At 59.0% G+C, this 19,917-nt stretch carries 16 protein-coding genes; all 16 read left to right on the top strand.

Features of this window, described 5'->3' with window-relative positions:
* Positions 1-41: 41 nt before the first annotated feature.
* The 16 genes from rseP to ispD all read left to right on the top strand — a co-directional run bounded on the left by rseP (position 42) and on the right by ispD (position 19,896).
* Positions 42-1,394 carry an RIP metalloprotease RseP gene (rseP, locus tag E1573_RS23370; RefSeq protein ID WP_133216910.1) on the top strand — a complete coding sequence of 451 codons (1,353 nt, stop codon included), beginning with the start codon at positions 42-44 and terminating at the stop codon, positions 1,392-1,394.
* 74 nt (positions 1,395-1,468) lie between these two features.
* The gene (gene bamA, locus E1573_RS23365; protein ID WP_133216909.1) at positions 1,469-3,817 is read left to right on the top strand and encodes an outer membrane protein assembly factor BamA; all 2,349 of its coding nucleotides are present in this window, start codon (positions 1,469-1,471) and stop codon (positions 3,815-3,817) included.
* A gap of 44 nt (positions 3,818-3,861) precedes the next feature.
* Positions 3,862-4,365: an OmpH family outer membrane protein gene (locus E1573_RS23360; RefSeq protein ID WP_133216908.1), complete on the top strand. Its 504-nt coding sequence runs from the start codon at positions 3,862-3,864 to the stop codon at positions 4,363-4,365.
* A gap of 2 nt (positions 4,366-4,367) precedes the next feature.
* Positions 4,368-5,423: a UDP-3-O-(3-hydroxymyristoyl)glucosamine N-acyltransferase gene (gene lpxD, locus E1573_RS23355; RefSeq protein WP_133216907.1), complete on the top strand. Its 1,056-nt coding sequence runs from the start codon at positions 4,368-4,370 to the stop codon at positions 5,421-5,423.
* Positions 5,424-5,533: 110 nt separating this feature from the next.
* Positions 5,534-5,974, top strand: coding sequence for a 3-hydroxyacyl-ACP dehydratase FabZ (gene fabZ / locus E1573_RS23350; RefSeq protein ID WP_038613986.1), 441 nt, complete (start codon positions 5,534-5,536; stop codon positions 5,972-5,974).
* Complete coding sequence (gene lpxA / locus E1573_RS23345) at positions 5,971-6,747, top strand: acyl-ACP--UDP-N-acetylglucosamine O-acyltransferase (RefSeq protein WP_133216906.1); 777 nt, start codon at positions 5,971-5,973, stop codon at positions 6,745-6,747. The genes fabZ and lpxA overlap by 4 nt, the downstream gene beginning before the upstream one ends.
* A 2-nt stretch (positions 6,748-6,749) precedes the next feature.
* Positions 6,750-7,877 carry a lipid-A-disaccharide synthase gene (lpxB, locus tag E1573_RS23340; RefSeq protein ID WP_133216905.1) on the top strand — a complete coding sequence of 376 codons (1,128 nt, stop codon included), beginning with the start codon at positions 6,750-6,752 and terminating at the stop codon, positions 7,875-7,877.
* Positions 7,878-8,507, top strand: a complete 630-nt coding sequence (gene rnhB, locus E1573_RS23335; RefSeq protein ID WP_133216904.1) for a ribonuclease HII — start codon at positions 7,878-7,880, stop codon at positions 8,505-8,507.
* 108 nt (positions 8,508-8,615) lie between these two features.
* A complete protein-coding gene (gene dnaE / locus E1573_RS23330) occupies positions 8,616-12,137 on the top strand; it encodes a DNA polymerase III subunit alpha (protein ID WP_133216903.1) in 3,522 nt (1,173 codons plus the stop codon).
* Between the two features lie 98 nt (positions 12,138-12,235).
* Complete coding sequence (locus E1573_RS23325; protein WP_133216902.1) at positions 12,236-13,183, top strand: acetyl-CoA carboxylase carboxyltransferase subunit alpha; 948 nt, start codon at positions 12,236-12,238, stop codon at positions 13,181-13,183.
* A gap of 78 nt (positions 13,184-13,261) precedes the next feature.
* Entirely contained in the window at positions 13,262-14,557 is a 1,296-nt protein-coding gene (gene tilS, locus E1573_RS23320) for a tRNA lysidine(34) synthetase TilS (RefSeq protein WP_133216901.1), read from the top strand.
* Between the two features lie 271 nt (positions 14,558-14,828).
* Positions 14,829-16,457, top strand: a complete 1,629-nt coding sequence (locus tag E1573_RS23315; protein ID WP_133216900.1) for a CTP synthase — start codon at positions 14,829-14,831, stop codon at positions 16,455-16,457.
* Positions 16,458-16,460: 3 nt separating this feature from the next.
* Positions 16,461-17,306, top strand: coding sequence for a 3-deoxy-8-phosphooctulonate synthase (gene kdsA, locus E1573_RS23310; protein WP_133216899.1), 846 nt, complete (start codon positions 16,461-16,463; stop codon positions 17,304-17,306).
* A gap of 154 nt (positions 17,307-17,460) precedes the next feature.
* The gene (gene eno / locus E1573_RS23305; RefSeq protein ID WP_133216898.1) at positions 17,461-18,750 is read left to right on the top strand and encodes a phosphopyruvate hydratase; all 1,290 of its coding nucleotides are present in this window, start codon (positions 17,461-17,463) and stop codon (positions 18,748-18,750) included.
* Positions 18,751-18,913: 163 nt separating this feature from the next.
* Complete coding sequence (gene ftsB, locus E1573_RS23300; protein WP_133216897.1) at positions 18,914-19,192, top strand: cell division protein FtsB; 279 nt, start codon at positions 18,914-18,916, stop codon at positions 19,190-19,192.
* Entirely contained in the window at positions 19,189-19,896 is a 708-nt protein-coding gene (gene ispD / locus E1573_RS23295; RefSeq protein ID WP_133216896.1) for a 2-C-methyl-D-erythritol 4-phosphate cytidylyltransferase, read from the top strand. The genes ftsB and ispD overlap by 4 nt, the downstream gene beginning before the upstream one ends.
* Positions 19,897-19,917 lie beyond the last annotated feature (21 nt).

The raw sequence follows: 19,917 nt of genomic DNA, 5'->3' as shown, positions 1-19,917 counted from the left end.
GCAGTTGGCCTGGCTGGGCTGAACGTCATTCGGAGAAAGATATGAGTGCGCTCTACATGATTATCGGCACCCTGGTGGCATTGGGGGTACTGGTCACCTTTCACGAGTTCGGTCACTTCTGGGTGGCGCGGCGGTGTGGCGTCAAGGTGCTGCGTTTCTCCGTCGGTTTCGGCATGCCGTTATTGCGTTGGCACGACCGCCATGGCACTGAGTTTGTAGTGGCTGCCATCCCGCTGGGTGGTTACGTCAAAATGCTGGACGAGCGCGAGGGGGAAGTGCCGCCCGACCAGATCGAGCAGTCGTTCAACCGCAAGTCGGTTCGTCAGCGTATCGCTATTGTTGCCGCAGGGCCTGTGGCCAACTTCCTGCTGGCCATTCTGTTTTTCTGGGTGTTGGCAATGCTCGGCACTCAGCAGGAGCGCCCGGTCATTGGCGGGGTCGAAGCGGGCAGCATTGCCGAGGCTGCGGGCCTTAAAGCTGGCCAGGAAATTGTTTCTATTGATGGCAAGGCCACCACGGGTTGGTCGGCCGTTAACCTGCAGTTGATACGTCGCCTGGGTGAAAGCGGTCAGTTGCACATCAATGTGCGCGAAGACGGTGCGACAGTCGACAGTGCCCATGTGCTCACCCTGGATAACTGGCTCAAGGGGGCGGACGAGCCAGATCCGATTCGTTCCCTTGGTTTGCGTCTGTGGCGTCCGGCGTTGCCACCGGTGTTGGCCGAGCTGGATCCTAAAGGGCCTGCTAAAGCGGCGGGCCTGCAAACGGGCGACCGTTTGCTGAGTATTGATGGCAAAGCCCTCAATGACTGGCAGCAGGTCGTGGACACCGTGCGTGGGCGTGCGGGCAGCAAAATCCTGCTGCAGGTCGAACGTAATGGCGCCACCTTGGATGTGCCGGTTACCCTTGCCAGTCGGGGTGAAGGCAAGTCGCTCAGTGGTTATCTAGGGGCTGGCGTAAAGCCAGTCAAGTGGCCGGATGCCATGCTTCGCGAAGTCAGCTATGGGCCGTTGGAGGCCGTGGGAGAGGGGCTTTCGCGCACCTGGAACATGAGCATCCTGACCCTCGAATCGTTGAAGAAAATGCTGTTCGGCGAGCTCTCGGTAAAAAACTTGAGCGGACCGATAACCATTGCTAAAGTGGCGGGCGCTTCAGCCCAGTCAGGCGTTGGTGATTTCCTTAATTTCCTCGCCTACCTGAGCATTAGCCTGGGGGTTCTTAACTTGCTGCCCATTCCAGTGCTGGATGGGGGGCATTTGCTGTTCTACCTGATCGAATGGGCGCGTGGTCGTCCGCTTTCTGATCGGGTGCAAGGTTGGGGGATCCAGATCGGTATCAGTTTGGTAGTCGGGGTGATGTTGCTTGCCCTGATAAACGATTTGGGTCGACTGTAAAGCTTCGCTCAATTGCGAACCTGCCGCGTATTGCGGCGGGTCGTTTATTGCCAGTTGGAATAAGAAAGGACTTCATGAAACGTCTGCTGCTAACTGCGGTTCTCGCCGTACTGATGATCGCTGAAGTTCACGCCGAGTCCTTCACCATCTCCGATATTCGCGTCAATGGTCTGCAGCGGGTTTCCGCGGGCAGCGTTTTCGGTGCTTTGCCATTGAACGTCGGCGATGAGGCCGATGACCGTCGCCTGGTGGAATCCACGCGCGCACTGTTCAAGACCGGTTTCTTCCAGGACATCCAACTGGGTCGTGACGGCAATGTCCTGATCATTACCGTAGTCGAGCGCCCTTCGGTGTCCAGCATCGAGATCGAAGGTAACAAGGCCATCAGTACTGAAGACCTGATGAAAGGTCTGAAACAGTCCGGCCTGGCCGAAGGCGAGATCTTCCAGCGCGCCACCCTCGAAGGTGTACGTAACGAACTGCAGCGCCAGTACGTTGCCCAGGGCCGTTACTCGGCAGAGGTCGATACTGAAGTCGTCCCGCAGCCACGTAACCGCGTTGGTCTGAAGATCAAGATCAACGAAGGCACCGTTGCTGCTATCCAGCACATCAACGTGGTGGGCAATACCGTCTTCCCTGAGGAAGACCTGGTCAACCTGTTCGAGCTCAAGACCACCAACTGGCTGTCGTTCTTCCGTAACGACGACAAGTACGCCCGTGAGAAACTCTCCGGCGACCTGGAGCGCCTGCGCTCTTACTACCTGGACCGTGGCTATATCAACATGGACATCGCGTCCACCCAGGTATCGATCACGCCAGACAAGAAGCACGTCTATATCACTGTCAACGTCAACGAAGGTGAGAAGTACACCGTTCGTGACGTGAAACTGTCCGGTGACCTCAAGGTGCCGGAAGAGCAGGTCAAGTCGCTGATGCTGGTGCAGCCAGGTCAGGTGTTCTCGCGCAAAGTGATGACCACCACGTCCGAACTGATCACCCGCCGTCTGGGTAACGAAGGCTATACCTTCGCCAACGTCAACGGCGTGCCACAACCAAACGACGAAGACCACACTGTCGACATCACTTTCGTGGTCGATCCGGGCAAGCGTGCCTACGTCAACCGTATCAACTTCCGTGGCAACACCAAGTCTGAAGACGAAGTGCTGCGTCGTGAAATGCGCCAGATGGAAGGCGGCTGGGCTTCGACCTACCTGATCGACCAGTCCAAGACCCGTCTGGAGCGTCTGGGCTTCTTCAAGGAAGTCAACGTCGAGACTCCGGCCGTACCGGGTACCGATGACCAGGTCGATGTTAACTACAGCGTTGAAGAACAAGCGTCCGGTTCGATCACCGCCAGCGTCGGTTTCGCCCAGAGCGCCGGTTTGATCCTTGGTGGTTCGATCAGCCAGACCAACTTCCTCGGCACCGGTAACAAGGTGTCCATCGGCCTGACTCGCAGTGAATATCAGAGCCGCTACAACTTCGGTTTTGTTGACCCCTACTGGACTGCCGACGGCGTCAGCCTGGGCTACAACGCCTTCTACCGCACCACTGACTACGACGATCTCGACGTTGACGTTGCCAGCTATGCGGTCGACAGCCTGGGTGCAGGTGTCAGCGTTGGTTACCCAATCAGCGAAACCTCGCGTCTGACCTTCGGCCTGACTGTGCAGCAGGACGAGATCAAGACCGGTAAGTACACCGTTGACGAGATCTTCGACTTCGTTAACGAAGAAGGCGACAAGTACCTGAACTTCAAGGCTTCGGCCGGTTGGTCCGAGTCGACCCTGAACAAGGGCGTTCTGGCTACCCGTGGTCACTCTCAGAGCCTGGTGCTCGAGGCAACCACGCCGGGCAGCGACCTGTCGTTCTTCAAGCTCGACTACCGTGGCCAGCTGTTCAAGCCAATTACCAACGACTACACCCTGCGTCTGCACACCGAACTGGGCTATGGTGATGGTTTCGGCGGTACTTCGGGCCTGCCGTTCTACGAGAACTACTATGCTGGTGGTTTCAACTCGGTTCGTGGCTTCAAGGACAGCAGCCTGGGTCCGCGCAGTACCCCGAGTGATGGTCACAACCCAGGCACCATCGCCGACCCGGATCAGGATCCACTGCCGTTCGGTGGTAACGTCCTCGTTCAGGGTGGTGTAGAGCTGTTGTTCCCGCTGCCATTCGTCAAGGACCAACGCTCGCTGCGCACCTCGGTATTCTGGGATGTGGGTAACGTATTCGATACCAACTGCGGCTCCCAGCCGGATTGCGAGAAGGTCGGCCTGTCGGGCCTGGCCAGCTCCGTCGGTCTGGGTGTGACCTGGATCACCGCGCTGGGTCCGTTGAGCTTCAGCCTGGCAATGCCAGTGAAGAAGCCGGACGAAGCCGATACCCAGGTGTTCCAATTCTCTCTGGGCCAGACCTTCTAAGGTCTGCCCTCTGCTAACGACATCGGATTCTGTAGGAGTGCATCGTGCGTAAGTTGACCCAACTGGCAGTACTGGCTGCGACCCTGGTTGCAACCCCGGCTTTCGCCGAAATGAAAATTGCCGTCCTGAACTATCAGATGGCGCTGCTGGAGTCGGACGCGGCGAAGAAATACGCTGTTGATGCCGAGAAAAAGTTCGGCCCACAGCTGACCAAGCTGAAGAACCTGGAAAGCAGCGCCAAAGGTATTGCCGACCGAATCCGTGCCGGTGGCGACAAGATGGCCCAGCCAGAGCGCGAGCGTCTTGAGCTTGAATACAAGCAGAAAGCCCGTGACTTCCAGTTCCAGTCCAAGGAGCTGAACGAGTCCAAGGCCGTTGCAGACCGTGAGATGCTCAAGCAGTTGAAGCCGAAGCTGGATGGCGCCGTTGAAGAAGTAATCAAGAAGGGCGGCTTCGACCTGGTGCTCGAGCGCGGTGCGGTGATTGATGTCAAACCTCAGTACGACATCACTCGTCAGGTCATCGAACGCATGAACCAGTCCCGTTGAGCATGACTGTGACCATGAAACTCGGCCAGCTGGCCGAGTTCCTCGGCGCCACCCTGAGTGGCCCCGAGGAGCTGGAAATCACTGGCCTGGCTACCCTTCAGGAAGCTGGGCCAGGGCAATTAAGCTTTCTCGCCAATCCGCAGTACCGCAAGTACCTCGGTGACAGCCATGCCGCCGCCGTGCTGCTCAAGGCTGCCGATGCTGAAGGTTTCGCCGGTAATGCGCTGATCGTCCCCGATCCGTATCTCGCCTACGCACGCATCTCCCACTTGTTCGATCCAAAGCCTAAGGCTGTAGCGGGAATTCATCCCAGCGCCGTGGTTGCCGACGATGCCCAGGTGGATGCCAGTGCCAGCGTGGGTGCAGGTGCAGTGATTGAAAGTGGTGCCCAGATCGGCCCGGGCGTTACCATCGGTGCGCAATGCTTCATCGGCGCTCGTTGCGTGATCGGTGAAGGTGGCTGGCTGGCCCCGCGGGTCACTCTGTACCACGACGTGCGTATCGGTAAGCGCGTGGTCATTCAGTCGGGCGCTGTGATCGGTGGTGAAGGCTTCGGCTTTGCCAACGAGAAGGGTGTCTGGCAGAAAATCGCCCAGATCGGCGGTGTCAGCATCGGTGACGATGTCGAGATCGGTGTGAACACTGCGGTCGACCGTGGCGCCCTCGCGGACACCCGGATCGGCAATGGCGTCAAGCTCGACAACCAGATCCAGATCGCGCATAACGTTCAGATCGGCGATCACACGGCAATGGCGGCTTGTGTCGGCATTTCCGGCAGTACCAAGATTGGCAAACATTGCACCATCGCTGGCGGTGTCGGCATGGTGGGACATATCGATGTCTGCGACGGTGTTTTCGTTTCAGGTATGACCATGGTCACGCGCTCGATCACTGAGCCTGGGGCTTACTCTTCCGGAACGGCAATGCAGCCGCTGGGCGAATGGCGCAAAAGTGCCGCACGGATACGTCAGCTAGACGAAATGGCGAAACGCCTTCAACAGTTGGAAAAGCGTATAGAGGTCGTGACCTCAGGCAGCCAGACTTCATCAGAAGGCTGATACCATTTCCTGATCGAGAGTGAATAGCCGCAGGCTGACTCTTTGATTTGCAAAAGGAGCGCCTGGCAAGCGCGGGCGCTCCCTATCTTTACTACAGGCTTCCCCCCGAAATGATGGACATCAACGAGATTCGCGAATACCTGCCTCACCGTTACCCGTTCCTGTTAGTGGACCGGGTGGTGGACCTGGACGTCGAGGCCCAGCGCATTCGTGCCTACAAGAATGTCAGCATCAACGAACCTTTCTTCAATGGTCACTTCCCGGCGCACCCAATCATGCCCGGTGTGCTGATCATCGAAGCCATGGCCCAAGCGGCCGGTATTCTCGGCTTCAAGATGCTCGACGTGAAACCGGCGGACGGTACCCTGTACTACTTCGTGGGCTCCGACAAACTGCGTTTCCGTCAGCCAGTACTGCCGGGTGATCAACTGATCCTCGAGGCCAAGTTCATCAGTTGCAAACGCCAGATCTGGAAGTTCGAATGCCAGGCCTCGGTCGATGGCAAGCCGGTATGCTCGGCTGAGATCATCTGCGCGGAACGTAAGCTATGAGTTTGATTGACCCTCGGGCAATCATCGATCCGTCGGCAAAGATTGCCGACGGCGTCGAAGTCGGCCCTTGGTCTATCGTCGGCCCGGACGTCGAGATTGGGGAGGGGACCGTCATTGGTCCGCATGTGATCCTCAAGGGCCCGACCCGCATCGGTCGACACAACCGCATCTACCAGTTTTCCTCGGTGGGTGAAGACACCCCTGACCTCAAGTACAAGGGTGAGCCAACACGTCTGGTCATCGGTGACCACAATGTCATCCGTGAAGGCGTCACCATCCACCGCGGTACCGTGCAAGATCGCGCGGAAACCACGTTGGGCGATCACAACCTGATCATGGCCTATGCGCATATCGGTCACGACAGCGTCATCGGCAATCACTGCATTCTGGTCAACAATACTGCGTTGGCCGGGCACGTTCATGTTGATGACTGGGCAATTCTCTCTGGATTCACCTTGGTGCATCAGTTCTGCCACATAGGCGCCCACAGTTTTTCCGGCATGGGCACCGCCATCGGCAAGGATGTGCCAGCGTATGTAACGGTGTTCGGTAACCCTGCCGAGGCCCGGAGCATGAACTTCGAAGGCATGCGTCGTCGTGGTTTCAGTGAAGACGCCATTCACGCCCTGCGTCGCGCCTACAAAGTGGTGTACCGCCAGGGGCTGACCGTCGAACAGGCGATTGCCGAACTGGCAGAGCCTGCTTCGCAGTTCCCTGAAGTCGACGTGTTCCTCAAGTCGATCCAGAACTCCACCCGCGGCATCACGCGCTGACCATGGCTGAATACTGCGTAGCGCTGGTGGCGGGTGAAGCCAGCGGCGATATTCTTGGTGCCGGGCTGATGCGTGCCCTCAAGGTACGTCACCCTCAGGTGCGTTTTATCGGAGTTGGCGGTCCGTTGATGCAGGCTGAGGGCCTGGTGTCGTACTTTCCGATGGAGCGATTGGCCGTCATGGGGCTGGTCGAGGTGCTGGGTCGCCTGCGTGAGCTACTCAAACGACGCAAGCTGTTAATCCAGACCTTGATCGAAGAGCGCCCCGATGTGTTCATCGGTATCGACGCACCTGACTTTACCCTCAACATCGAACTGAACCTGCGCAAGGTCGGCATCAAGACCGTGCACTATGTCAGCCCCTCGGTCTGGGCCTGGCGGCAGAAGCGTGTGCTGAAAATTCGCGAAGGCTGCGACTTGATGCTCACGCTGCTTCCCTTTGAAGCAAAGTTCTATGAAGAAAAAGGCGTCCCCGTGCGTTTCGTTGGCCATCCATTGGCTGACAGTATTCCGCTTGAGGCCGATCGCCAGGCCGCACGCGAACAGCTGGGGCTTGCCGATGGGCCGCTGGTCGCCTTGATGCCTGGTAGTCGTGGCGGTGAAGTGGGGCGCCTGGGAGCGCTGTTCCTCGACACCGCGCAGCGCTTGCGCGAGATGGTACCGGGTGTGCGCTTTGTCTCCCCTTGTGCCAATGCCGAGCGCCGTGCTCAGTTGGAGCAGATGCTGGAGGGGCGTGACCTGCCCTTGACCCTGCTCGACGGTCGCTCTCACCAAGCGCTGGCAGCTTGTGATGCAGTGTTGATCGCCTCGGGCACCGCGACACTGGAAGCACTGCTGTTCAAGCGACCGATGGTCGTCGCCTACCGTTTGGCACCACTGACCTACTGGATTCTCAAACGTCTGGTCAAAAGCCCTTACGTTTCCCTGCCTAACTTGTTGGCGCAGCGCATGCTGGTGCCTGAACTGCTGCAGGACGCGGCGACACCAGAAGCCCTGGCTCAGGCCCTTGCGCCGCTGGTGGAAGGCGGTGTGAAGCAGACCGAAGGCTTTGACCAGATTCACCGTACCCTGCGCCGCGATGCCTCCAATCAGGCGGCTGACGCGGTGCTGGCCCTGCTGGAAAGCCGATAGATGCAAATGGGACTGGACTTCACCCTGGTCGAAGACCTGGTGGCCGGCGTCGATGAAGTCGGCCGTGGGCCGTTGTGTGGCGCAGTGGTAACAGCGGCGGTCATTCTTGACCCTCAGCGACCGATTCTCGGGCTCAACGATTCGAAGAAGCTCACCGAGGCGCGCCGTGAAAAGCTGTTTGATGAAATTTGCGAGAAAGCCCTGAGCTTCTGCATTGCCCGGGCTGAAGTCGAGGAAATCGACGAGCTCAACATCTTGCACGCCACCATGCTGGCCATGCAACGTGCGGTCGAAGGGTTGAGCGTTACGCCGAAACTGGCACTGATCGACGGTAATCGCTGCCCGAAGTTGTCGGTGCCTGCAGCGCCGGTGGTCAAGGGTGATAGCCAGGTGCCGGCGATTGCTGCTGCTTCGATCCTCGCCAAAGTTACCCGTGACCGGGAAATGGCCGCGTTCGAGCTGATCTATCCGGGTTATGGCATTGGTGGGCACAAGGGGTATCCGACCCCGGTGCACCTGGAGGCGTTGGCGCGCCTTGGGCCTACGCCGATCCATCGACGCTCTTTTGCGCCCGTACGCGCCGCGCTTGAAGCCCGGGGTGTACTCAATACCGGTTTCGCTGAGCGCTGATGAACCCGGACAACTTTCAGCCGCCGGGAATGCCCCGCGCTGGCTGATGTTTTGATCAAGGCCCGGTACAATCCGGGCCTTGTTGTTTTGTGCTGCTATAGGATCACCATGTCGGCTTCTTTCGTTCATCTTCGCCTGCACACCGAATTCTCGCTGGTCGATGGCCTGGTGCGGATCAAGCCGCTGGCCAAGGCATTGGCCTCGATGAACATGCCCGCCGTAGCGGTGACAGACCAGAGCAACATGTGCTCGCTGGTCAAGTTCTATAAGAACGCCATGGGTTCGGGCATCAAGCCGATCTGTGGTGCCGACCTGTGGCTGGCCAATGCCGACCCTGACGCGCCGCTTTCTCGCATCTGCTTTCTGGCCATGGATGCCAAGGGTTACCGCAACCTCACCGAGTTGATTTCTCGTGGTTGGGTTGAAGGTCAGCGCAACGGCCTGGTGATCATTGAGCGCGACTGGATCCCGGCAGCCAGTGAGGGGCTGATTGCCCTGTCGGCAGCCAAAGAGGGCGATATCGGCATGGCGTTGCTCAATGGCAACCCGGAGGAAGCCGAAGCCTTGCTGCAAGATTGGATGGCGATGTTCCCGGAACGTTTCTACGTCGAAGTGCAGCGCACCAACCGTGCGGGTGACGAAGAGTATCTGCATGCCGCCGTGGCGTTGGCCGACAAGTTCAACGCGCCATTGGTGGCGACCAACGATGTACGGTTCATCAAGCAGTCCGACTTCGATGCCCATGAAACCCGTGTGTGTATCGGCGAAGGCCGTGCGCTGGACGACCCACGTCGCTCGCGCAACTACAGCGACCAGCAATACCTGAAGAGCCCGGAAGAGATGGCCGAGCTGTTCAGCGATCTGCCTGATGCGATTGCCAATACCGTGGAAATTGCCAAGCGTTGCAATATCCAGGTGCAGCTGGGCAAGCACTTCCTGCCTGACTTCCCGACGCCCAACGGCATGGGTATCGACGACTACCTCCGGCATGTCTCCCACGAGGGGCTGGAAGAGCGCCTGGCGGTACTGTGGCCGAAAGACACCACGCCCAACTACGAAGAAAAGCGGCAGGTCTACCTCGATCGTTTGAAGTTCGAGCTGGATATCATTATCCAGATGGGGTTCCCCGGTTACTTCCTGATCGTTATGGACTTCATCAAGTGGGCCAAGAATAACGGCGTACCGGTGGGTCCTGGCCGGGGTTCGGGTGCGGGCTCGCTGGTCGCTTACGTACTGAAGATTACCGACCTCGACCCGCTGGCCTATGACCTGCTGTTCGAACGCTTCCTGAACCCGGAGCGGGTTTCCATGCCCGACTTCGACGTCGACTTCTGCATGGACGGCCGTGACCGGGTTATCGAGTATGTGGCCGATGCCTATGGCCGCAATGCGGTAAGTCAGATCATCACCTTCGGTACCATGGCCGCTAAGGCGGTGGTGCGTGACGTTGCGCGGGTACAAGGCAAGTCTTACGGCCTGGCGGATCGCCTGTCGAAGATGATTCCGTTCGAAGTCGGCATGACCCTGGAAAAGGCTTACGAGCAGGAAGAGGTTCTGCGCGACTTCCTCAAGACCGATGAGGATGCCAAGGAAATCTGGGACATGGCCCTCAAGCTTGAGGGTGTCTGTCGGGGTACCGGTAAGCACGCCGGCGGTGTGGTTATCGCACCGACCAAACTGACGGACTTCTCGCCGATTGCCTGCGATGAAGAGGGCGGCGGCTTGGTCACCCAGTTCGACAAGGATGACGTTGAAGCGGCGGGCCTGGTGAAGTTCGACTTCCTGGGCTTGCGGACTTTGACCATCATCAAATGGGCGATGGAAACCATCAACCGCGAGCAGGCCAAGCAGGGCCTGGATGACCTGAACATCGATTTCATCCCACTCGATGACCGGAAAACCTACGAGCTGCTGCAAAAGGCCGAAACCACCGCAGTATTCCAGCTTGAATCGCGGGGTATGAAGGAGCTGATCAAAAAGCTCAAGCCTGACTGCCTGGAAGACCTCATCGCACTGGTGGCGCTGTTCCGCCCCGGCCCGTTGCAATCGGGCATGGTGGACGACTTCATCAACCGTAAGCACGGGCGCGCCGAACTGGCCTATCCGCACCCCGATTACCAGTACGAGGGCTTGCAACCGGTACTGGCACCTACCTACGGCATCATCCTGTATCAGGAGCAGGTGATGCAGATCGCCCAGGTGATGGCCGGTTACACCCTGGGTGGTGCGGACATGCTGCGACGAGCCATGGGTAAGAAAAAACCCGAGGAAATGGCCAAGCAGCGCGGTGGCTTTATTGAAGGTTGTGCCAGTAACGGAATCGATGCCGATCTGGCAGGTAACATCTTCGATCTGGTAGAGAAATTTGCCGGCTACGGCTTCAACAAATCCCACTCCGCTGCCTACGGCCTGGTGTCGTACCAGACCGCCTGGCTGAAAACCCACTACCCGGCGCCGTTCATGGCGGCGGTGTTGTCGGCGGATATGCACAACACCGACAAGGTCGTCACCCTGATCGAGGAAGTGCGCAGCATGAAGCTGCGCCTCGATGCGCCGGATGTGAACACCTCCGACTTCAAGTTCACGGTCAATGATGACGGTCGTATCGTCTATGGCCTGGGGGCGATCAAAGGTGTGGGCGAGGGGCCGGTAGAGGCCATTGTCGAAGCGCGGCAAGGCGGTCCGTTCAAAGACCTGTTCGACTTCTGCGAGCGCGTCGACCTCAAGCGCATCAACAAGCGTACCCTCGACGCCCTGGTGCGCAGTGGCGCCCTCGACCGCCTGGGGCCGTTTTTCCATGATGAGCTCAAGGCCTATCAGGCCAATATCGACCGCAACCGCGCCGTGTTGCTGTCGGCCATGGAAGAAGCGATCAAGGCCGCCGAGCAAACCGCACGCACTGCCGACAGCGGTCATGCCGACCTGTTCGGTGGGCTGTTCGTCGAAGCCGATGCTGATGTCTACGCCAACCACCGCAAGGCCCGCGAGCTGACTCTCAAGGAACGTTTGCGCGGCGAAAAAGACACCCTGGGCCTGTACCTGACCGGTCACCCGATTGACGAATATGAAGGTGAAATACGTCGTTTTGCCCGGCAACGGATCATCGACCTGAAGCCGGCTCGCGATACGCAGACGGTGGCCGGTATGATCATTGCCCTGCGGGTGATGAAGAACAAAAAGGGCGACAAGATGGGCTTTGTCACCCTGGATGACCGATCTGGGCGTATCGAGGCCTCGCTGTTCGCCGATTCTTTCATGGCGGCCCAGGCGTTGCTGCAGACCGACGCAATGGTGGTGGTCGAAGGCGAGGTCAGCAATGATGACTTCTCCGGCGGCCTGCGCCTGCGGGTCAAGCGGGTCATGAGCATGGAGGATGCGCGTACCAACCTGGCCGAGAGCCTGCGCCTGAAAGTCCACTGCGACGCCCTTAAGGGCGATCGCCTTAATTGGTTGAGCGGGTTGCTGCAGCAGCATCGTGGCGCCTGCCCGGTCACGATGGAATACACCGGCAGCGATGCCAAGGCCATGCTGCAGTTCGGTGAAAGCTGGCGAATCGACCCGGCAGATGGTCTGATTCAGGCACTGCGTGACCAGTTCGGGCGTGAGAACGTCTTTTTGCAATATCGATGAATTTTTAATCTCGACCTGAATGCGCCTGATCCCTTAAGGTAGGGCGCCAAACGGATCAACCGGCCGGCCGCCTGGCCGTAGACCCAAGACGGATGCCTATGAACCCGAATTTTCTGGATTTCGAACAGCCGATTGCTGACCTGCAAGCCAAGATCGAAGAGCTGCGCCTGGTTGGCAATGACAACTCGCTGAACATCGGCGATGAAATCGCCCGTCTGCAAGACAAGAGCAGCACTCTGACCGAAAGCATTTTCGGCAACCTGACCAGCTGGCAGATCGCGCGACTGGCGCGGCACCCGCGTCGTCCCTACACCCTGGATTACATCAGCCACATCTTCACTGAGTTCGATGAACTGCACGGTGATCGCCACTTCGCTGATGACGCCGCCATTGTTGGTGGTATCGCCCGCCTGGACGAAAAGCCAGTAATGGTGATTGGTCACCAGAAAGGCCGTGAAGTGCGTGAGAAAGTGCGCCGCAACTTCGGTATGCCGCGTCCGGAAGGCTACCGCAAGGCGTGCCGCCTGATGGAAATGGCCGAACGCTTCAAAATGCCTATCCTCACTTTCATCGACACGCCGGGTGCCTACCCGGGCATCGATGCGGAAGAGCGCAACCAGAGTGAGGCAATTGCCTGGAACCTGCGGGTCATGGCACGCCTGAAAACCCCGATCATCGCAACCGTTATCGGTGAGGGTGGTTCCGGTGGTGCATTGGCCATTGGCGTGTGCGATCAGTTGAACATGCTGCAGTACTCCACCTACTCGGTAATTTCGCCAGAAGGCTGCGCTTCGATTCTGTGGAAGACTGCCGACAAGGCAGCAGACGCTGCTGAAGCCATGGGCATTACCGCCGAGCGCCTCAAAGGCCTGGGTATCGTTGACAAGGTCATCGCTGAGCCGCTGGGTGGTGCCCACCGCGATCCGGCAAAAATGTCGGCCTCCATCCGCAGCGACCTGATCGAACAGCTGGACATGCTCAAGAAGTTCGACAACGACGCGTTGCTCAAGCGCCGTTATGACCGCCTGATGAGCTACGGGCTCTGATCTGAGGTCATCGCGGGGCAAGCCCGCTCTCACATCATGCTGTGGGAGCGGGCTTGCCCCGCGATCGGTTCAAAACCGATGATCGATCTCAAGAACACACTCTCCCCTTGGCTTAACGCCCCCGCCTGGTGCGTCGCCCTCTCTGGCGGCCTCGACTCCACTGTTCTTCTGCATCTGTTGGTCAGCCTGTCTCGTCAGCAGTCGCTTCCTCCTCTGCGCGTGATCCACATCCATCACGGCCTGCAGGCTGCGGCTGATGCCTGGCCGGCCCATTGCCAACGGCTGTGCGATGACTTGGGCGTCGAACTACGGATCATCCATGTCACCGTCAGTCCGGGCGCGAGCCTTGAGCAAGGCGCCCGCGATGCACGTTATGCGGCTTTTGCCCAGGCTCTACGCCCGAGTGAAGTGCTGTTGACCGGGCAGCACCGCGAAGATCAAGCCGAAACCTTGTTGTTTCGTCTGTTGCGGGGTACCGGTTTGCGTGGTTTGGGTGCAATGCCGGAGCAGCGCCCGTTGGGCCAGGGTGTGCTGGTTCGGCCACTGCTTGGTGTGGCGCGCCATGACTTGGAGGATTATGCCCGGGCACAGGGGCTGAGCTGGGTTGAAGATCCCTCCAACAGCGACCTGCAGTTTTCTCGTAACTACCTGCGTCATCAGGTGTTCCCGACGCTGCTTCAGCGCTGGCCGCAGGCAGCGCAGAACCTGGCGCGCTGTGCAGAGCACTTGAGCGAGGCACAAGGCTTGCTGGATGAGCTGGCGTTACAGGACCTGGCCCAGGCTGCGACCCCGGCCCCATTCGACTGGCTTGGCCTGGATTCGCTGGATGTGAGCGTGCTGCAGCGGCTTTCAGCACCCCGCCAGCGCAATGCCTTGCAGTTCTGGTTGGCGCAACGCACGCGTTTGCCTGATGCCCGGCACTGGGCGGGCTGGGAGTCGCTGCGTGATGCGGCATCCGACGGGCGGCCACTGTGGCGCCTGACTGACGGTGAGCTGCATCGCAGTCATGCGCGTATCTGGTGGTTGGCAGGGCCGTGGTTGAAGACGCCAACGCCTCAGCGGTGCTGGCCTGACCCGGCTGTGCCATTGGCGCTGGGTGATAACGGCAGTGTCAGTCTCAGCGGCACGTTGCCGCAGGGAGCGTTACGCATCGCCTACCGCCAAGGGGGCGAAACCCTGGCGGTCAGCGGGAGAGGGCAGCGCGACCTCAAGCGTCTGTTCAACGAGTTGCAGTTGCCAGCCTTCGTTCGTGGTCGCCTGCCGTTGCTCTATTGTGACGAGCAGCTGGTGGCAGTGGCCAACCTGCCGCAACTGAGCCAGGGAGCGTGGCAATTGCATTGGTGTGTACCGACGAGCGCGCAAGGTTTGAGATGAAAGGCACATTCCGGTAGACTACGCTCCCTTCTTGATACAACTTCTGTGGCTTCCCCGAAATCACAGCTGTTGCCGATTACCAAGCAGTTTTTTGCTGGGCGATTCTAAAAATGTGTAGCGAGCTCCGTACCGGGTCCATAACCCCCGGTCTGTCCAGACGCGGCAGTTTTTTAAGTAGCACTGTGATTGACGCAGGTGATCGGGGGCTTCGGCCTTCCTTCGCTTTCCCCGGCGGCGCAGACCGCTTTAACGCAGACTTCTAGGGTTTTACATGACGCGCTACATATTCGTCACGGGCGGTGTTGTTTCTTCATTGGGGAAAGGCATTGCCTCGGCTTCATTGGCGGCCATCCTGGAGGCGCGGGGGCTCAAGGTCACCATGCTCAAGTTGGACCCGTACATCAACGTCGACCCGGGCACCATGAGCCCGTTCCAGCACGGTGAAGTATTCGTTACCCACGACGGCGCCGAAACCGACCTGGACCTGGGCCACTACGAGCGGTTCATCCGCACGACCATGACCCAGAACAACAACTTCACCACCGGCCGTATCTACGAGCACGTGCTGCGCAAAGAGCGCCGTGGTGACTACCTGGGTGCGACCATCCAGGTCATTCCGCACATCACCGACGAGATCAAGCGCCGCATCATCAAGGGTGCTGGCGATGCCGACGTGGCCCTGGTGGAAATCGGCGGCACTGTAGGTGACATCGAGTCGCAACCGTTCCTCGAAGCGATCCGTCAGTTGCGCGTTGAAGTAGGCTCCAAGCGCGCCATGCTCATGCACCTGACGCTGGTGCCGTACATCGCTACCGCAGGCGAAACCAAGACCAAGCCGACCCAGCACTCGGTCAAAGAGCTGCGTTCCATCGGTCTGCAGCCTGATGTACTGATCTGCCGCTCCGACCACCCGGTCGATGTGTCTTCGCGTCGCAAGATCGCTCTGTTCACCAACGTTGAAGAGCGTGCGGTGATTTCGCTTGAAGACGTCGACACCATCTACAAGATTCCTGCCGTGCTGCACGCCCAGGGCCTGGACGACTTCGTTGTCGAGCGCTTCGGTCTGCAGTGCAATGGCGCCGACCTGTCCGAGTGGGAAAAGGTCGTTGATGCCAAGCTCAACCCTGAGCACGAAGTGACCATCGCCATGGTTGGCAAGTACATGGAACTGCTGGACGCTTACAAATCGCTGATCGAAGCGATGAGCCATGCCGGTATCCAGAACCGTACCAAGGTCAACCTGCGTTACATCGACTCTGAAGACATCGAGAACCAGGGCACCAGCCTGCTCGAAGGTGCCGATGCCATTCTGGTACCGGGCGGCTTTGGCCTGCGCGGTGTCGAAGGCAAGATCACGGCCGTGCAATATGCTCGCGAGAACAAGGTCCCGTACTTGGGTATCTGCCTGGGCATGCAAGTTGCCGTCATCGAATTCGCCCGTAACGTCATGGGTTGGAAAGATGCCAACTCCACCGAGTTCGATCGCAACAGCGGTCACCCGGTTGTCGGCTTGATCACCGAGTGGGAAGACGCCACTGGTGCAGTTGAAACCCGTACCGAAGCTTCCGATCTGGGCGGCACCATGCGTCTGGGCGCTCAGGAGTGCCAGCTGGAAAGCGGCTCCAAAGTCCATGACTGCTACGCCAAGGATGTAATCGTCGAGCGTCATCGCCATCGCTACGAAGTGAACAACAAGTTGCTGCCACAGTTGGTCGAAGCTGGCCTGCGCGTTTCTGGCCGTTCCGGTGACGGTGCGCTGGTTGAAGTGGTCGAGTCGAAGGATCACCCGTGGTTCGTGGCGTGCCAGTTCCACCCTGAGTTCACCTCGACCCCGCGTGACGGTCATCCGCTGTTCAGCGGCTTCGTCAAGGCAGCATTGGCTCAAAAGAACAAGGCTTGATACATGACTCAGAAGATCATTCGCGTCGGTAACATCGAGATCGCCAACGACAAGCCGTTCGTTCTGTTCGGCGGCATGAACGTGCTGGAATCCCGTGATCTGGCCATGAAGGTCTGCGAGGAGTACGTACGGGTTACCGAGAAGCTCGGTATCCCTTACGTGTTCAAGGCCAGCTTCGACAAGGCCAACCGTTCGTCGATCAACTCCTACCGTGGCCCAGGCCTGGAAGAGGGGATGAAGATCTTCGAAGAGATCAAGCGCACGTTCAATGTGCCGGTGATCACCGATGTTCACGAACCGCATCAGGCACAACCGGTAGCGGACGTGTGTGACATCATCCAGTTGCCGGCCTTCTTGTCGCGTCAGACCGACCTGGTGGTGGCCATGGCCAAGACCGGCGCGGTAATCAACATCAAGAAAGCCCAATTCCTCGCCCCTCAGGAAATGAAGCACATCCTGACCAAGTGCGAAGAAGCCGGTAACGAGCAGTTGATCCTCTGTGAGCGTGGCTCGAGTTTTGGCTACAACAACCTTGTGGTCGACATGCTCGGCTTCGGTATCATGAAGCAGTTCCAATACCCGGTGTTCTTCGACGTGACCCATGCCCTGCAAATGCCGGGTGGCCGCGCCGACTCCGCAGGTGGCCGCCGTGCCCAGGTTACCGACCTGGCCAAGGCCGGCTTGAGCCAAGGCCTGGCGGGGCTTTTCCTTGAAGCCCACCCAGACCCGGACAACGCCAAGTGCGACGGTCCATGCGCTCTGCGCCTGGACAAGCTGGAGCCATTCCTGGCCCAGCTCAAGCAACTGGACGATCTGGTGAAGAGTTTTCCGACGGTAGAAACCGCGTAATCCTCATTTCTCCGGTAAAGTACCGCTCGTTTAACCCTTGACCCATGGGTCAGGGGTTCGCTTTCGTCAGGCCTGCCCGTTTTCAACAGCCAGGCGAACGGCAAAGATTTTTTTCAGCTGCGTTGTTTTCGTCAATTCTGGAGTGCTTACAACAATGGCAAAAATCGTCGACATCAAAGGTCGTGAAGTTCTCGATTCGCGTGGTAACCCCACCGTAGAAGCGGACGTACTGCTCGACAACGGCATCATCGGTAGCGCATGCGCGCCGTCCGGTGCTTCCACTGGCTCGCGCGAAGCGCTGGAGCTGCGTGATGGCGACAAGAGCCGTTACATGGGTAAGGGCGTACTGAAAGCTGTTGCCAACATCAACGGCCCGATCCGCGACCTGCTGCTGGGCAAAGACCCTGTTGATCAGAAAGCCCTCGACAAGGCCATGATCGAACTGGACGGTACCGAGAACAAGGCCAACCTGGGCGCCAACGCCATCCTGGCTGTGTCCCTGGCTGCTGCCAAGGCTGCCGCACAGGACCAGGACCTGCCGCTGTACGCACACATCGCCAACCTGAACGGCACCCCGGGCCAGTACTCGATGCCGGTTCCGATGATGAACATCATCAACGGTGGTGAGCACGCTGATAACAACGTCGATATCCAGGAGTTCATGGTTCAGCCGGTTGGCGCCAAGACCTTCTCCGACGGTCTGCGCATGGGCACCGAAATTTTCCATCACCTCAAAGCTGTGCTGAAGGCCCGTGGCCTGAACACCGCTGTTGGTGACGAAGGTGGTTTCGCCCCTAACCTGGCCTCCAACGAAGACGCACTGTCGGCCATCGCCGAGGCTGTGGCCAACGCTGGCTACAAACTGGGTACCGATGTGACCCTGGCCCTGGACTGCGCGGCCAGCGAATTCTTCGAAGACGGCAAGTACAACCTGTCTGGCGAAGGCAAGTCGTTCGATGCCGAAGGTTTTGCCGAGTACCTGAAAGGCCTGACCGAGCGTTTCCCGATCATCTCGATCGAAGACGGCCTGGATGAGTCTGACTGGGCTGGCTGGAAGATCCTCACCGACAAGATCGGCGAGAAGGTGCAACTGGTCGGCGACGACCTGTTCGTGACCAACACCAAGATCCTCAAGGAAGGCATCGAGAAAGGTATCGGTAACTCGATCCTGATCAAGTTCAACCAGATCGGCTCGCTGACCGAAACCCTGGAAGCCATCCAGATGGCCAAGGCTGCCGGTTACACCGCCGTAATCTCGCACCGTTCGGGTGAAACCGAAGATTCGACCATTGCCGACCTGGCTGTCGGTACCGCTGCAGGTCAGATCAAAACCGGTTCGCTGTGCCGTTCCGACCGCGTTTCCAAGTACAACCAGCTGCTGCGTATCGAAGAGCAACTGGGCAGCAAGGCTGTGTACCGTGGTCGTGCCGAGTTTCGCGGCTAAGCAAGAGATGGTAAAAAGACAGCAGCCAAGGTGTGCAGAGCAACCATACTGAGTGTTCTGCACAACATTGCAGCAGGTCTGAATACACAAAGCCTGGCTTCGGCCAGGCTTCGTGCCATCAGTGCCCTGCAGAGGTGGCGGTCTTTTTCCACTGGATACCCTGATGCGCAGTCCCTATTGGTTGTTCCTCGTTCTGCTCCTGCTGCTCGGTGGCCTGCAGTATCGTTTGTGGGTAGGCAATGGCAGCCTGGCCCATGTCGCCGAACTCAAGCAACAGATTGCCGACCAGCACGCTGAAAACGAGCGTTTGCTGGAGCGTAATCGCGTGCTTGATGCAGAAGTACTGGAGTTGAAGAAAGGTATGGAAACCGTCGAAGAACGGGCTCGCCATGAATTGGGGATGGTTAAAGACGGGGAAACCCTCTACCAGCTTGCCCAATGAGCCAGACCTTGCCGGCCTTCTGGGCCGTGATTCCTGCCGCGGGCGTTGGTGCCCGCATGGCTGCCGACCGTCCCAAGCAGTATCTGCAGTTGGGCGGGCAGACCATTCTCGAGCATAGCCTCGACTGTTTTCTCGACCATCCCTGTGTCAAAGGGGTGGTGGTCAGCGTTGCTGCTGACGATCCTTACTGGCCAGGTTTGCGCTGCGCCAGCGACCCGCGCATTCAGCGCGCCGCCGGCGGCCAGGAGCGCGCAGACTCGGTGCTCAACGCCTTGCTGTTGCTGCATGCTCAAGGTGCTGCCGACAGTGACTGGGTGCTGGTGCATGATGCCGCTCGCCCGAACCTGGCGCGCAGCGACCTTGACCGTTTGCTGTTCGAGCTTGCGGACGATCCGGTAGGCGGTCTGCTGGCGGTACCGGCCCGCGACACGCTCAAGCGTGCTAACGCTGATGGCCGGGTCCGCAAGACCATTGACCGTAGCACCGTGTGGCAGGCTTACACCCCGCAGATGTTCCGCCTGGGTGCGTTGCATCGGGCGCTGGCCGACAGCCTGGTAGCCGATGTAGCCATTACCGATGAGTCATCGGCCATCGAATGGTCCGGGCAATCGCCGCGTCTGATCGAAGGGCGTAGCGACAATATCAAGGTCACTCGGCCTGAAGATTTGGAATGGCTGCGCCAGCGTTGGGCTCAGCGTAGGTAATCGCGGGGCAAGCCCGCTCCT

The sequence above is a fragment of the Pseudomonas sp. H9 genome (assembly GCF_004353925.1).
Classification (GTDB): domain Bacteria; phylum Pseudomonadota; class Gammaproteobacteria; order Pseudomonadales; family Pseudomonadaceae; genus Aquipseudomonas.
This window is presented reverse-complemented; position numbering and strand designations above follow the sequence as displayed.